This is a genomic window from Haliea sp. E17 (genome assembly GCF_048323675.1).
Lineage (GTDB): Bacteria > Pseudomonadota > Gammaproteobacteria > Pseudomonadales > Halieaceae > Mangrovimicrobium.
Genome location: NZ_JBLWFK010000010.1, coordinates 22,319 through 36,226 on the forward strand (window position 1 = coordinate 22,319; position 13,908 = coordinate 36,226).

The window sequence follows — 13,908 nt, forward strand, 5'->3', positions numbered from 1 at the left end:
GGGACCATTCATGCCATAATGCTGCCCATGGAGGAAATAAGACCAATACTCAAAGGGGCGTGGCGGCGTATCAAATACCTGTTTTCCCGGTTCAGCGCCGACCGCTGTTCCCAGAATGCAGCCGCACTGACCTACATGAGCCTGTTCGCCATGGTGCCCCTGCTGACGGTGCTGTACACCATGGCCTCCGCCATACCCACCTTCCAGGGGCTGGAAGTGCAGATGCAGGAGTTCCTGTTCCAGCACCTGATGCCGGAGACCAGCTCCGACGTGGAAAACTACCTCAGCGACTTCTCCCGCCAGGCCAAGAACCTGACCGGCCCGGGCATCCTGTTCCTGGTGGTCACTGCGGTCCTGATGCTGCGCAACATCGAAAAGGCCTTCAACCTGATCTGGCGCGCCCGCGAGAACCGCAGCCCGGTCTCCAGTTTCCTGCTCTACTGGGCCGTGCTCAGCCTGGCACCGGTGGCGCTGGGCCTGGCCCTGGGCATCAGCACCTACCTGGCTTCGTTTACCGGCGTGGTCGACGAGTACGACATATTCGGCGCCAAGGCCCTGCTGCTGAAAATCGCCCCCCTGCTGCTCAGCATGGGGGCGTTCACCCTGCTCTATGTCGCTGTTCCGAATTGCCGGGTGCCCTTCAAGCACTCGGTGGTCGGCGGGCTGGTGGCGGCCATTGCCTTCCATATCGCCCGCAGCGTGTTTACCGACCTGGTGGTCGGTTCAAGCTATACCTTCATCTACGGGGCCTTCGCCGCCGTCCCCCTGTTCCTGCTGTGGATCTACCTGTCCTGGAACATCGTGCTGATGGGCGGCATCCTGGTGCACAGCCTCTCCGCCTACCAGGACGAGGAACAGGCGGCGCGGCCCACCCTGCTGAAGGCCCTGGACGTCCTCTACCTGTTCTGGGAAAAGCAGCAGGCGGGACATTCCGTGCGGGAAATTGAACTGCTCAACGGCCGCCACGTGGTGACCCGCGGCCTCGACAGCGAAACCTGGCGCCGGCTGCGCGACCTGCTGATGGAACACAACATCCTCACCCAGAACGACCGCGGGCACTACCTGCTGTGCCGGGACCTGCACGGACTCTACCTCTGGCAGCTGAAGGAGTGGATCGCGGACGAACTGCCCCTGGAACAGGGAGAAATCACCACCCACCTGGGCTGGCAGAAGACCGCCTGGGACCTGCTGCGGACGCAACGCCAGAACCAGCGGGAAATACTGCAACTTTCACTCGCCGAACTCTACAGCCAATGAGACTCACCAAGCCGCAGTGGCCCCTGGCCATCACCCTGCTGTTGCTGTGCGCCTGCACAGCGGACCAATCGACCCCCACCGGCAACCTGGCCCGGTTCCAGCCGCAGGACTACCGCGGCCAATGGGTAGTCATCAACTACTGGGCCCAGTGGTGCAAACCCTGTATCAAGGAAATACCGGAATTGAACGAACTGGCATCCCACACCCCGGGGGTCGCAGTCCTCGGGGTGAATTTCGACGGTGCTCGCGGAGAGGAATTGCAGGCCCAGGTCGATGCCCTGGGCATCGCCTTCCCGTTGATCCTGGAAGACCCATCGGGGGTACTGGGCATCGAGCGCCCCAGGGCCCTGCCGACCACCGTCGTGATCAACCCGCAAGGCGAAATTACCGCAACGTTGATGGGGCCACAGACGCTGGAGTCCCTGCGCGGAGCGACGGGCGCGGGAACTGAATAGCGGACAGGGTCAACCGGCACCGCCAGCAGAAAAAAAAGCGGCCCCAAAAAGGGGCCGAATCCACACTAAACACCAGTGAAGTCTCACAGAGAAACCTGGACATCCACTGACAACAAGCCAAGCACTCGCTGTTGTCGAAAGGTCTGACCCGGGGGCTGGCATGAAGTTCCCGCCAGTGAAAAAAAATCGCCATTTTCTTTGCCGCGGGACACCTGCGCGCATACCATGCGCGGCCACTGGAACGGGCGGCGGCGGGCGCTGGGCACCGCGGGCCCTTGCGTGGACAGCAGCAGCGCGACAGGCTAGGCTTGGGCTGCGATCGCGCTGCCAGATACCACATCGGAGGAGGTTCACAATGGGCAAGCTTTACGAGAACAACGCGGTAACCATCGGCGGCACCCCCCTGGTCAGAATCAACCACATAACCTCCGGCAATGTGTACGGCAAGCTCGAGAGTCGCAACCCGGCCAATTCGGTGAAATGCCGGATCGGCGCCAGCATGGTGGCCGCAGCCGAACAGGACGGCAGCCTGCGGCCGGGCATGACCATTGTCGAGCCCACCAGCGGCAATACCGGCATCGCCCTGGCCTTCGTCGCCGCCGCCAAGGGCTACGGCTGCATCCTCACCATGCCCAATACCATGAGCCTGGAGCGGCGCATGCTGATGAAGGCCCTGGGGGCAGAAGTGGTGCTTACCGACGGCGCCAAGGGAATCCCGGCGGCGATCGCCAAGGCCGAGGAAATCATCGCCTCCGACCCGGACAAGTACTGGGGCCCCCACCAGTTCGAGAACCCCGCCAACCCGGCCATTCACGAGGCGACCACCGGCCCTGAAATCTGGGATGACAGCGATGGCCAGATCGACATCCTGGTTTCCGGCGTCGGTACCGGCGGCACGCTGACGGGGATATCGCGCTACATCAAGAACAGCAAGGGCAAGGCGATCACCACAGTCGCGGTGGAACCGGACACCTCGACAGTCGTCACCGCGGCCAAGGCCGGAGAAGAGCCCACCCACGCACCGCACAAAATCCAGGGTATCGGCGCCGGCATCCTGCCCGCCAATCTCGACCTGGCCATGGTCGACGTGGTCGAGCGGGTATCCAGCGAGGAAGCCATGGAATACGCCCACCGGCTGATGCAGGAGGAAGGCATCCTCGCCGGTATTTCCTCCGGCGCGGCCATGGCCGTGGCGGCCCGGCTGGCAGAGCGTCCGGAAAACGCCGGCAAGATGATCGTGGCCATACTCCCCGACTCCGGTGAACGCTACCTTACCTCGGCCCTGTTTGCCGGCCGTTTCAGTGACAACGAGACTGTACAGTCGACCGTAAGCTAAAGCCGATGTTTGAAGATATGGAACTGGACCGCGGCCTGCGCCTCGGCCTTGAAAACCTGGGACTCGAAACCCCGACTCCGGTACAGGCCGCTGCCGTACCCGCACTTATCGCTGGCAGCGACCTGCGGATCAGCGCCCAGACCGGTTCGGGCAAAACCCTGGCCTACCTGCTGCCCGCCCTGCAGCGCATCCTCGCCGAGCCGGCGAGCCGCAAGTCGGGCGCGCTGGCCGTGGTGCTGGTGCCGACCCGGGAACTGGCCCGGCAGGTACTGAAAAACTGCCGTGACCTGGCCGCCAAAACCCCGTTGAACGCCATGGCCCTCACCGGTGGCGCGGATTTCAAATACCAGAAATCGGAGCTGCGGAAAAACCCGGAGGTGATCATCGCCACACCGGGCCGGTTGCTGGAGCACTGCGAGAAAGGCAGCGCGGACCTAGCCTCCGTGCGCACCCTGGTCCTCGATGAGGCCGATCGCATGCTCGACATGGGCTTTCGCGACGAGGTGCTGCAGATCGCCGCATTCTGCCCGCCCGAGCGCCAGGTCGTCCTGCTCTCCGCCACCCTCAATCACGCCGGGCTCGGCAGCGTTGCGCAGGCCCTGCTACAGCAGCCGCAAACCATCAACATCGACCCGCCGCGCAGTGCCAGCGAAGGCATCCGCCACCAGCACATCCTCGCCGACAGCCCCAGCCACAAGGACGCGTTGCTGGCCGCTCTGCTGCAGCAACAGGAATTCCGCCGGGCGCTGGTGTTCGCCAACCAGCGCAGCATCGCCGAGCGGCTGGCCAACCAGCTGGCCGGCGGCGAGCTGAAAACCGCCTGCCTGCACGGCGAACTGACCACCGAGGAGCGCAAGGCGGTCATGACCCGCTTTCGCGATGGCCGGATCCAGGTGCTCTGCGCCTCCGATCTCGCGGCGCGGGGCCTCGACGTACCCGATATCGACCTGGTGGTGAACTACGACCTGCCGCGCAGCGGCGACGACTACCTGCACCGCACCGGTCGCACCGGCCGGGCCGGTGCGCAGGGCCTGGCCATATCCCTGGTGGGGGCCAACGAGTGGAACCTGATGATCAGTATCCAGCGCTACCTGAAGCTGGAACTGGAACGCAGCGCCGTGCCCGGACTCAAGGCCCGCTACCAGGGCCCGGGCAAGGTGAAATCCTCCGGCAAGGCCGTCGGCCCGAAGAAAAAGAAAACCGACAAGACCGCGGCCGCAAAGAAAAAGCAGCGCGCCCGCGACCAGAAGAGTCGCGGCAAGCACCGCGCCAATGTCTCCGCGGACGGCTTCGCGCCCCTCACCCGCGCCAGGCCAAAACCCGCTGCCGGGGGCAATCCAGACAGCGAGTCGCCCGGTGACAAGTGATGCGCCTGTTCTTCGCGCTGGACATTCCCGGCCCCCTGGCGCTGGACATTGCCACCTGGCGGGAGCAGCAGCTGCCACTGCTGGGCCGGCCGGTACCCGCGGCCAACTTCCACATCACCCTCGCCTTCCTCGGCGAAATCCCTGACTCCCGCCTCGACGCGCTCTGCCAGGACGTCGACGCCGCAGCGGAAAAGCTGGCGCCCGCCGCGTTCGAGCTGCAACTCGACCAGGTCGGTTACTGGCCGCGCCCGGGCATCTACTGGCTGGGCCCGGCGAGCTGGCCCGACAGTCTGGAGCACCTCGCCCGCAAACTCGGGGGCATCGGCGCTATCCACGGCCACGAGAAGCGCCGCGAACACTTCCAGGCCCACGTCACCCTGTTCCGCGGCTGTGAGGCGGCGCCGCCCGCACCCGCCCTGGCGCCGGACTTCCGGCTCTCCTGCAGCGAGTTCCTGCTGATGGAGTCCCGGCAGGGTAAACGCGGTGTCAGCTACCACCCGGTCGCCGGCTGGGAACTCGGCACTGGCTTTAATCCGGCGTAGGCGTGGCTGATGTGTGGGGCGGCCTGGTGCGTGGGGCGGCCTGGTGCGTGGGGCGGCCTGGTGCGTGGGGCGGCCTGGTGCGTGGGGCGGCCTGGCGGCCGCTGCGTGGCCTGCGGGCGGGAAGGCTCTTTTACTCCATTCCGGGCGCTTGCGGCGCGTTGGCCTGTGAGTGCCCGGAATTGCTGCGTGGCTGCGGGGTTTTGAATGAGCCTTGAGATTACATGCTACTTGGCTGCACGAAAGTCAGTGTGGTGGGTTGGCGCATCGCGGTGGTGAGGTGGTTCCGCTTGGGGATCGAGCTCGCACCGACGCCCTCCAAGTCCGTAAAAGAGCCTTCCCACCCACTGGCAACGCGGGGGTAACCCCGGGCTTTCGCATTGTGATCCAGCTTCCGGTTTCCGGTTTGACTGGCTCCTGGCTCCTGGCTCCTGGCTCCAGATTCCAGATTCCAGATTCCAGATTCCCGGCTCCGGATTCCTGGCTCCAAACAACCGCGTCGAATCTTTACTCCATCCGAGACCCCGCAAGCAGGCCGTGCATAGTTCCTTCAGTCGTCGTTTGGCACCCGCATTGGCGTCGGGTGGTGCATGTCTTTTGCGGACTTGGAGGGCGTCGGTGCGAACTCGAACCCCAAGCGGAACCGCCACAGCAACGCGATGCGCCATGCCGCCACACCAGCTACCGTGGAGCCACGTAGCATGTAATCTCATGACTCATTCATAACCCGGCAGCCACGCGGCAATTCCGGCCACCCAAAGGCCAACGCGCCGCAAGCGCCCGCAATGGAGCAAAAGACATGCACCGCCCGGCGCCAATGCCGCGGCCGCCAGGCCGTCAACAACGATGCAGCAAAAAACCCGCGCCACCCAGCGTCAATACAACGGCGGTAAAGCCGTAAAACAGTCCAACTGAAAAGCCATCAGACAACCAGAGTTCTGTCACTGTGCAAACACCGCGTCTGGGGTAAACTGCCGCTTCAACCTGGAGGTACTTTTCATGTCCAACCCGCTCCTTGAACAGCACGAACTGCCACCGTTTTCCGCCATCGACGTGGCGCATATCGAGCCCGCCATCCGCGAACTGATCGAGCGCAACAAGCGCGCCATCGAAGCGCTGCTGGCGGCCGGGGATTTCACCTGGAGCGGGCTGGTCGAACCCATCGAGGAACTGGACGACGAGTTGTCCAAGGCATTCTCACCGGTCTCCCACCTCAACGCCGTGTGCAACAGCGATGCGCTGCGCGAGGCCTACAACGCCTGCCTGCCCCTGCTGTCCGCCTACGCCACCTGGATGGGCCAGCACGAGGGCCTGTACCAGGCCTACCAGGCGCTGCGCGACAGCGCCGGCGAGAGCCTCAATGCGGCGCAGCTCAAGTCACTGGACAACGCCCTGCGCGACTTCCGCCTGGCGGGGGTCGCCCTGCCTGCGGATCAAAAGCAGCGCTTCGGCGCGCTGCGCCAGCGGCTCTCGGAGCTGGGCAGCAAGTTCGGCGAGAACGTGCTCGACGCCACCAATGCCTGGTCCCGCCAGGTCACCCGGGAGGAGCTCCAGGGCCTGCCCGACAGCGCCCTGGCGGGAGCCCGCCAGGCCGCCGAACAGGCGGGCGTGGATGACTACCTCATCAACCTGGAATTCCCCTCCTATTTCCCGGTGCTCACCTACTGCGACAACGCCGCTTTGCGGCGGGAAGTCTACGCGGCCAACTGTACCCGGGCATCCGACCAGGGGCCCCACGCCGGCCAGTGGGACAACTCGGCGGTCATGGTGGAAACCCTCGACCTGCGCCGGGAAATGGCCCAGCTGCTGGGCTTCGCCAACTACGCGGAGCTGTCGCTGGCCACCAAGATGGCGGACACCCCGGCCCAGGTGGTGGAATTCCTCGAGGAACTGGCCGGCAAGTCCCGCGCCCAGGCCCAGCAGGAGTGGCAGGAACTGGCGCAGTTCGCGCTGGAGGAACACGGGGTCGAGAGCCTGGAAGCCTGGGACGTCGGCTACTACAGCGAGAAACTGCGCCAGCAGCGCTACGCGGTCTCCCAGGAGGATGTGCGCCCCTACCTGCCGGTCAACCGGGTACTTCCCGGCCTGTTTGAAGTGGTGCAGCGACTCTACGGGGTCGCCGTGGAAGAGGTCAGCGACTTCGACACCTACCACCCGGACGCCAAACTCTATAATGTCACCCGCGGCGGCGAACTCATCGCACGCTTCTACCTCGACCTCTACGCCCGCGGCAAGAAACGCGGCGGCGCCTGGATGGACGACTGCCGGGTGCGCCGCATCAGCGGCGGTGACCTGCAGTTGCCGGTCGCCTACCTGGTCTGCAACTTCACCCCCCCGGTGGGCGAGCAGCCGGCCCTGCTGACCCACGACGAGCTCACCACCCTGTTCCACGAATTCGGCCACGGCCTGCATCACATGCTGACCGAGCAGACCGTGGCGGCGGTCTCCGGTATCAATGGCGTGGCCTGGGACGCGGTGGAGCTGCCCAGCCAGTTCCTCGAGAACTGGTGCTGGGAGAGCGATGCGCTGGCGTTTATCTCCGGCCATTTCGAGACCGGCGAACCGCTGCCGCAGGAACTGCTGGACAAGATGCTGGCGGCGCGCAATTTCCAGTCGGCGATGAAGATGGCGCGGCAACTGGAGTTTTCGCTGTTCGACTTCCTCCTTCACCTGCGCTGGTCCGGCGGCGATGCCGCGGCCATCCAGGAGCAGCTCGACGCCGTGCGCAAGCTGGTCACCGTGGTGCCGGTGCCTGCGTTCAATCGCTTCCAGCACGGTTTCTCGCACATCTTCGCCGGCGGCTATGCTGCCGGCTACTACAGCTACAAATGGGCGGAGGTGCTCTCCGCCGACGCCTACTCGCGCTTCGAGGAAGAAGGCATTTTCAACCCCGACACCGGTGCGTCATTCCGCCGCGAAGTACTCGCGGTGGGCGGTTCGAGGGAGCCCATGGAAACCTTTGTCGCCTTCCGCGGCCGCGAGCCGGACATCGAGCCTCTATTGCGGCACTCCGGTATCGCCGCCTGAGACGCTTCCGGTCATTCCCGGGAACAAGGCAGAGGGAAATGACCGGGCAGTCAAACTGCGCCTGTCAGCTACCTGCGGCCTGGTCTTCGCTGCCCAGCCAGCGGTAAAAGAGGCCCGCGAGTGCCGCCCCGATGATCGGCGCGACCCAGAACAGCCAGAGCTGGGATAGCGCCCAACCGCCCTCGATCACCGCGACCCCGGTGCTGCGCGCCGGGTTCACCGAGGTATTGGTCACCGGGATGCTGATCAGGTGTATCAGGGTGAGGCAAAGGCCGATGGCGATGGGGGCGAGGCCGGCAGGAGCGCGCTGGTCCGTGGCGCCGAGGATCACCACCAGGAACATGAAGGTCATGACGATCTCGCACACCAGCGCCGAGGTGAAACTGTAGCCGCCCGGGGAGTGCTCACCGTAGCCGTTGGAGGCGAAGCCGGCGGTTTCAAACCCCGATTCGGCACCGCCGACCCCGCTGGCAATCACGTACAGTACGCAGCCGGCCGCAATACCGCCGAGGACCTGGGCGATGACATAGGGCAGCAGTTCACTGGCCGGAAAGCGGCCGCCCACCAGCAACCCGACGGAAACCGCGGGATTGAGATGGCAGCCTGAAATATGGCCGATGGCGAACGCCATGGTAAGCACGGTAAGGCCGAAGGCCAGGGCCACCCCCAGCAGGCCGATACCCACATCGGGGAAGGCGGCGCTGATAACCGCACTTCCGCAGCCACCCAGAACCAGCCAGAAGGTGCCGATAAACTCGGCGCCGATTTTTTTGCTCAAGCCCATTGTTCAATCCTCTGGTTATTCCGCCTACCCGGACACCCGGCCAATTGAGGATAGTTGGGCTTCAGTCGCGGCGCCACAGGCTGCTGGCCCGCTGTCCGGGCCCGGAGGCGACTGACAGTTCCACCTCGACCAGGTCATCCGCGGCGGACAGCGCCAGCAGGCGCCCGAGCAGGTAGCGGGAGAATTCCTCTACCGTCGCGTTGCGAATCGGCAGGACCCGGGTATCGCTTTTCAGGAACAGCATCTCGTCGCGGTCGAAGTACACCCGATAGTAATCGCCTTCTTCCTCGATGCGCTGGTAGGGGGAATCCCCCGCCAGCAGCATGTATTCATCCAGTTCCTCGCACAGGATCGACAGGCGTGACTTGTAGACGTTGTAGTCCGCGGCAAAGCCGTTATCGCCCATCGGCGCGACAAAGCGGGCAGAAACTGCGTAGTTGTGGCCGTGCAGGCGTTCGCGCTCGTTGGCGGAAAAAATGGTGAAATGCGCCGCGGAAAACTTGTGGCGCTGCTTGTCGATGTGAAGCGTAGTGAGTTCCGTCATGGCCTTGCAGGATTTCAGGGTTAGCCGCATTGTCCCGCCTGCGTATGGCGGGCGCAAGCACCGCAGCCGGTACGGCAGCGCTTGGAACGGCCTCCGGCAATGTACTATAGTCTCGCCTGCGGTGGCCCCGGGGCACCTTCCCCACCGCATTTCCCGACCTGGAGACCTGATCCTTTGAAAACCATCAAATTCCTGTGGTTACCGGCGCTGCTTGCCTGCCTGCCACTGTACAGCGCCCACGCGGCGGACTCCCGTCGTGCCGAACGCTGGGAAACCACCTTCGCACTGATCGCCAGCGACTCTGAGGACATCTCCGGCAACCGGCAATCGGAGGTAGCGATCGACAACAGCGTCGGTTTCGGTTTTGGCGCCGCCTACAACCTCGACGCGCATGTCGCCCTGGGCTTTGAATTTTCCTACCTGAACCCGGATTACCAGGCGGTTTACAACACCGAGCAGAAGGGACTGGTCAGCGTCGAACACGAGATGGACATCTTCAACGGCAACCTGAACGCGACCTGGAATGTGCTGGAAGGCCCCTTCACCCCCTACCTGCGCGCCAACCTCGGCTGGACCTACATCGACTCCAATATCGCCAACGGACCGCCGGTGACCGGCTGCTGGTGGGACCCCTGGTGGGGCTACATCTGCAGCAATGTCTACGACAGCTACGACGACAACAGCTTTTCCTGGGGTTTTGGTGCCGGCCTGCGCTATGAATTCAACAACGACTGGTTCATCCGGGCCAGCGTCAATCGCAGCGTGATCGACGCCAGCCACGGCTTCGATCCGGTGCTCGACTCATTTAACCTGGAACTCGGCTGGATGCTGTGGGACGGTTTCTGAGAACATGGTACCGCACGAGCGTAAACAGGAAGCAGTCCCCATGACATCTGACATCGCCATCATTACCGGCGCCAGCGTCGGCATCGGCCGGGAAACCGCCGGCCTGTTCCTCGCCAGCGGTTACCGGGTTTTCAACCTGTCGCGCCGCACCTGCCCGCTGGAGGGTGTGGAGAACCTGCACTGCGACCTGGCGTCCGCCGCCTCGGTCGGCGAATGTGTCGATACGCTGCGGGCAGCGCTGCCCGGGGGCGCACGCGTCGCCCTGGTACACAACGCCAGCCAGATGCGCAAGGATGCCGCCAATGCCTGCGACAGCGACAGCCTGCGCGCGGTACTGGAAACCAATATCGTCGCCATCAACAGCCTGAACCAGGGACTGTTGCCGCAAATGGGCAGCGGTTCCAGCATCATTTACGTGGGCTCGACGCTGTCCGAGAAGGCGGTACCCGGTTCCTTCACCTACGTCATCAGCAAGCACGCCCAGGCGGGGATGATGCGCGCCACCTGCCAGGACCTGATGGGCAGCGGAATCCACACCGCGCTGGTCTGCCCGGGCTTTACCGATACCGAGATGTTGCGCACCCACATCGGCACCGACCCGGCTGTCGAGGCGGCCATCGCGGGCATGAACAGTTTCAACCGGCTGATCGCACCGGGCGAAATCGCCGAACTGATTCACTGGGCCCACCACAACCCGGTAATCAATGGCGCCGTGCTGCACGCCAACCTCGGCCAGCGGGAGAGTTGAGATGCCTGAACGCCAGTCACAGGAAGACACGCCCGGCATCGCGGTTCCCGAGACCCACGCTCCGCCCTGGCTGCGCGAGCGCCGCGAACGGGTATTCCTGGTGCTGGCGGGGACCTTCCTCTGCGCCATGACGCTGCTCAATGTGATCGGCATTACCCGCTTTGTGCAACTGGGGCCGATGGCGCTCGCGGTGGGTGTGCTCCCCTACCCCCTGACCTTCCTCTGCACCGACCTGATCTGTGAGCTGTACGGCAAGGCCCGCGCCAACTTCCTGGTGACCGTGGGACTGGGGCTCAACTTCTTTATCATCGGCATGTTGCTGCTGGGCAACAGCATCCCGTCGGTACCCGTGGAAAACATGCCGCCCTGGCAGATCCTGCAACTGGCGGCGCCGGTAGCCCTGCCCAACGGCGAGATAGTGGAGAAAAGTGTCGGCCTCTACCAGCTGATCTACGCCACCACCTCAGGCGCGGTGTTCGCCTCGATGCTGGCCTATATCGCCGCCCAGTACTGTGATGTGCAGCTGTTCCATTTCTGGAAGCGGGTTACCCGCGGCAAGCACCTGTGGATTCGCAACAATTTCAGCACCCTGATCAGCCAGATGGTGGATTCAATCACCGTGGTCAGCGTGACCTTCGGCGCGGCCTTCCTGCGCGACGAACTGACCTTCAAAACCCTGCTGGTACTGATAGGCTCCAACTACCTGTTCAAGGCCATGGTGGCCGTGATGGATACCGGACCGTTCTACTTTTTCGTTTACAAGCTGCGCAAGTACCTGCACCTGAAACCCGGGCAGATCGCCGCGCAGGCCTGAGCTGCAACGGGCGCCCCGGGCGGCGTCCACGGTCCCGGCTTACGCCGCGCGCCCCTGCGCTTTCCGTCGCCGGCACCCAGTGATTCCGGTCGCTGATCGCGTTGCCTGGTCTCACGGACCAAGGTCTGTAACGATCAGTTGGGAATAGACTCCAATACTGCATGCTCAATGTAGTATATATAGTCTGATTCCGGGCCAGCCAGAGCGCGCCGCCCCTTCACCATACCCTTGACCCTCGCGGATACGTATCATGACCCGCATGCCAGTCAGTAAATTACCCGCTACGGGCACCACGATTTTTACCCGCATGTCCGCACTGGCTGCCGACAGCGGGGCCATCAACCTGTCCCAGGGCTATCCGGACTTTCCGCCTCCGGATGGCCTGGTGGAGGCGCTGGCGCGGGCCAGCCGCGACGGCTTCAACCAGTACGCCCCCATGGCCGGGCTGCCGGAACTGCGCGAGCAACTCGCCGAGCAGTTGCGCCGCCACCGCCAGGTCAACGTTGACCCGGGCGATGAAATCACCATCGTACCCGGCGCCACCGAGGGAATATTCTGCTGTGTCATGGCCTGCGTGCATCCGGGGGACGAAGTCATCCTGCTCGACCCCTGCTATGACAGCTATGCGCCGGCCGTGCAACTGGCCGGCGGCATGCCGGTACACGTGGCACTCGCCGGTACGGACTTTGCGGTGGACTGGAACGCCGTGGAGGCTGCGATAACGCCCCGCACCCGCATGCTGATGATCAACTCCCCGCACAATCCAACCGGCAGCGTCCTCGGACGGCAGGATCTCGAGGTCCTGTCACAACTCGCCGAACGCCATGACCTGCTGGTCTCGAGCGACGAGGTCTACGAGCACCTGGTCTACGACGGCCGGCAGCACTACAGCGCGCTGCAGTGGCCCGCGCTGCGCCAGCGCGCGTTTGTCCATTATTCGTTCGGCAAGACCTTCAGCGTCACCGGCTGGAAAACCGGATACTGCGTCGCCCCGGCGGCACTGACGGCGGAGTTGCGCAAGGTGCACCAGTTCGTGGCTTTTGTTGCGGTCACCCCGGTACAGAAAGCGATTGCCGATTTTCTCCAGCAGCAACCGGATTACCCGCTGACTCTCGCGCAACGCTACCAGGAAAAGCGCGACCTGTTTATCGAGGCACTGGCAGGTTCGCGTTTTCGCCTGCAAGCCAGCGCCGGCACCTATTTCCAGTTGCTGGATTACAGCGCCATCAGCGGTTTACCCGACTACCAGCTGTGCGAGGATTGGACCCGCGAATACGGTGTCGCCTCGATACCGATTTCAGTTTTTTACCAGCAGCCGCCGGCGCAAAGCCTGCTGCGCTTCTGCTTCGCCAAAAGCGATGCCACACTACTCAAGGCCGCGGAGTTGTTATGCAAGATCTGATCGTCACCCTGCTGCAGAGGGAACTTGCCTGGGAGGCGCCTGCGGATAACCGGGCACAAATCGAGGACGCCCTGGCGGGACTCTCCGGAGCGACGGACCTCGTGGTGCTGCCCGAGATGTTCACCACCGGCTTTTCGATGAACGCCCTCGCCAACGCCGAGGATCCCGGCGGTGAAACCGAGCAATGGCTGCTGGCCCAGGCCCGGGTACTGGACTGCGCGATTACCGGCAGTATCGCCGTACGCGGCGAGGGCGGCGCCTATAACCGCATGTTGTTCGCGACACCCGATGGCATCAGCCACTACGACAAGCGTCACCTGTTCCGGATGGCCGGGGAACACAAGCGCTACCTGGCCGGAAACCAGCGGGTGATCGTCGAATGGCGCGGCTGGCGCATCCTCCTGCAGGTCTGTTACGACCTGCGTTTCCCGGTATTCAGCCGCAATCGCAACGACTATGACCTCGCCGTTTATCCGGCAAACTGGCCCTCCAGCCGGCGTTTTCACTGGCGGCACCTGCTGGTTGCCAGGGCCATCGAGAACCAGGCCTGCGTGGTCGGGGTGAACCGGATTGGCGACGACGCGAAGGGCCTGCACTACAGCGGTGACAGCCTCGCTGTCGCCGCGGACGGCAGCGTGCTCGCGGACCCGCTGGCAGCTGCCGGCTGCGCCTCTGCTACACTTTATGCAGAGAACTTGCAACGCTACCGGGAGTCCTTTCCCGCGTGGATGGATGCCGACAGTTTCAGCATCGACCTCGATTGAGCAGAGGAACCACCCGGCGAACCGC

At 64.0% G+C, this 13,908-nt stretch carries 13 protein-coding genes; 11 read left to right on the forward strand and 2 right to left on the reverse strand.

The window, feature by feature from the left end; translation table 11 throughout:
* Positions 1 to 27: 27 nt before the first annotated feature.
* The 6 genes from ACNKU3_RS20125 (at position 28) to prlC (ending at position 7,981) form a co-directional block, all read left to right on the forward strand.
* Positions 28 to 1,257, forward strand: coding sequence for a YihY family inner membrane protein (locus tag ACNKU3_RS20125; RefSeq protein WP_418261366.1), 1,230 nt, complete (start codon positions 28 to 30; stop codon positions 1,255 to 1,257).
* Positions 1,254 to 1,712: a TlpA family protein disulfide reductase gene (locus ACNKU3_RS20130; RefSeq protein WP_418261367.1), complete on the forward strand. Its 459-nt coding sequence runs from the start codon at positions 1,254 to 1,256 to the stop codon at positions 1,710 to 1,712. Before ACNKU3_RS20125 ends, ACNKU3_RS20130 begins: the two co-directional genes overlap by 4 nt.
* 355 nt (positions 1,713 to 2,067) lie before the next feature.
* The gene (gene cysK / locus ACNKU3_RS20135) at positions 2,068 to 3,048 is read left to right on the forward strand and encodes a cysteine synthase A (RefSeq protein WP_418261368.1); all 981 of its coding nucleotides are present in this window, start codon (positions 2,068 to 2,070) and stop codon (positions 3,046 to 3,048) included.
* 5 nt (positions 3,049 to 3,053) lie between these two features.
* Positions 3,054 to 4,415: a DEAD/DEAH box helicase gene (locus tag ACNKU3_RS20140; protein WP_418261369.1), complete on the forward strand. Its 1,362-nt coding sequence runs from the start codon at positions 3,054 to 3,056 to the stop codon at positions 4,413 to 4,415.
* Positions 4,415 to 4,957 carry an RNA 2',3'-cyclic phosphodiesterase gene (thpR, locus tag ACNKU3_RS20145; RefSeq protein WP_418261370.1) on the forward strand — a complete coding sequence of 181 codons (543 nt, stop codon included), beginning with the start codon at positions 4,415 to 4,417 and terminating at the stop codon, positions 4,955 to 4,957. The genes ACNKU3_RS20140 and thpR overlap by 1 nt, the downstream gene beginning before the upstream one ends.
* A gap of 996 nt (positions 4,958 to 5,953) precedes the next feature.
* Positions 5,954 to 7,981 (forward strand): oligopeptidase A, encoded by a 2,028-nt coding sequence (prlC, locus tag ACNKU3_RS20150; protein WP_418261371.1) that lies wholly within the window; start codon positions 5,954 to 5,956, stop codon positions 7,979 to 7,981.
* Between the two features lie 64 nt (positions 7,982 to 8,045).
* Here the strand turns inward: prlC and aqpZ are convergent, their stop codons facing one another.
* Both aqpZ and ACNKU3_RS20160 read right to left on the reverse strand, forming a co-directional pair.
* Positions 8,046 to 8,765 carry an aquaporin Z gene (aqpZ, locus tag ACNKU3_RS20155; protein ID WP_418261372.1) on the reverse strand — a complete coding sequence of 240 codons (720 nt, stop codon included), beginning with the start codon at positions 8,763 to 8,765 and terminating at the stop codon, positions 8,046 to 8,048.
* 61 nt (positions 8,766 to 8,826) lie between these two features.
* A complete protein-coding gene (locus tag ACNKU3_RS20160) occupies positions 8,827 to 9,339 on the reverse strand; it encodes a 6-pyruvoyl trahydropterin synthase family protein (protein WP_418261373.1) in 513 nt (170 codons plus the stop codon).
* A 144-nt stretch (positions 9,340 to 9,483) separates the two neighbouring features.
* Between ACNKU3_RS20160 and ACNKU3_RS20165 the strand changes: the two genes are divergently transcribed.
* The 5 genes from ACNKU3_RS20165 (at position 9,484) to ACNKU3_RS20185 (ending at position 13,883) form a co-directional block, all read left to right on the forward strand.
* On the forward strand, positions 9,484 to 10,155 hold the full coding sequence (locus tag ACNKU3_RS20165) for an outer membrane beta-barrel protein (RefSeq protein WP_418261374.1): 672 nt from the start codon (positions 9,484 to 9,486) through the stop codon (positions 10,153 to 10,155).
* Between the two features lie 40 nt (positions 10,156 to 10,195).
* On the forward strand, positions 10,196 to 10,903 hold the full coding sequence (locus ACNKU3_RS20170; protein ID WP_418261375.1) for an SDR family oxidoreductase: 708 nt from the start codon (positions 10,196 to 10,198) through the stop codon (positions 10,901 to 10,903).
* Between the two features lies 1 nt (position 10,904).
* Positions 10,905 to 11,717: a queuosine precursor transporter gene (locus ACNKU3_RS20175; protein ID WP_418261376.1), complete on the forward strand. Its 813-nt coding sequence runs from the start codon at positions 10,905 to 10,907 to the stop codon at positions 11,715 to 11,717.
* 250 nt (positions 11,718 to 11,967) lie between these two features.
* Positions 11,968 to 13,119, forward strand: coding sequence for a methionine aminotransferase (locus ACNKU3_RS20180; protein ID WP_418261377.1), 1,152 nt, complete (start codon positions 11,968 to 11,970; stop codon positions 13,117 to 13,119).
* On the forward strand, positions 13,107 to 13,883 hold the full coding sequence (locus ACNKU3_RS20185) for an amidohydrolase (RefSeq protein WP_418261378.1): 777 nt from the start codon (positions 13,107 to 13,109) through the stop codon (positions 13,881 to 13,883). Before ACNKU3_RS20180 ends, ACNKU3_RS20185 begins: the two co-directional genes overlap by 13 nt.
* The last annotated feature ends 25 nt before the right edge of the window (positions 13,884 to 13,908 follow it).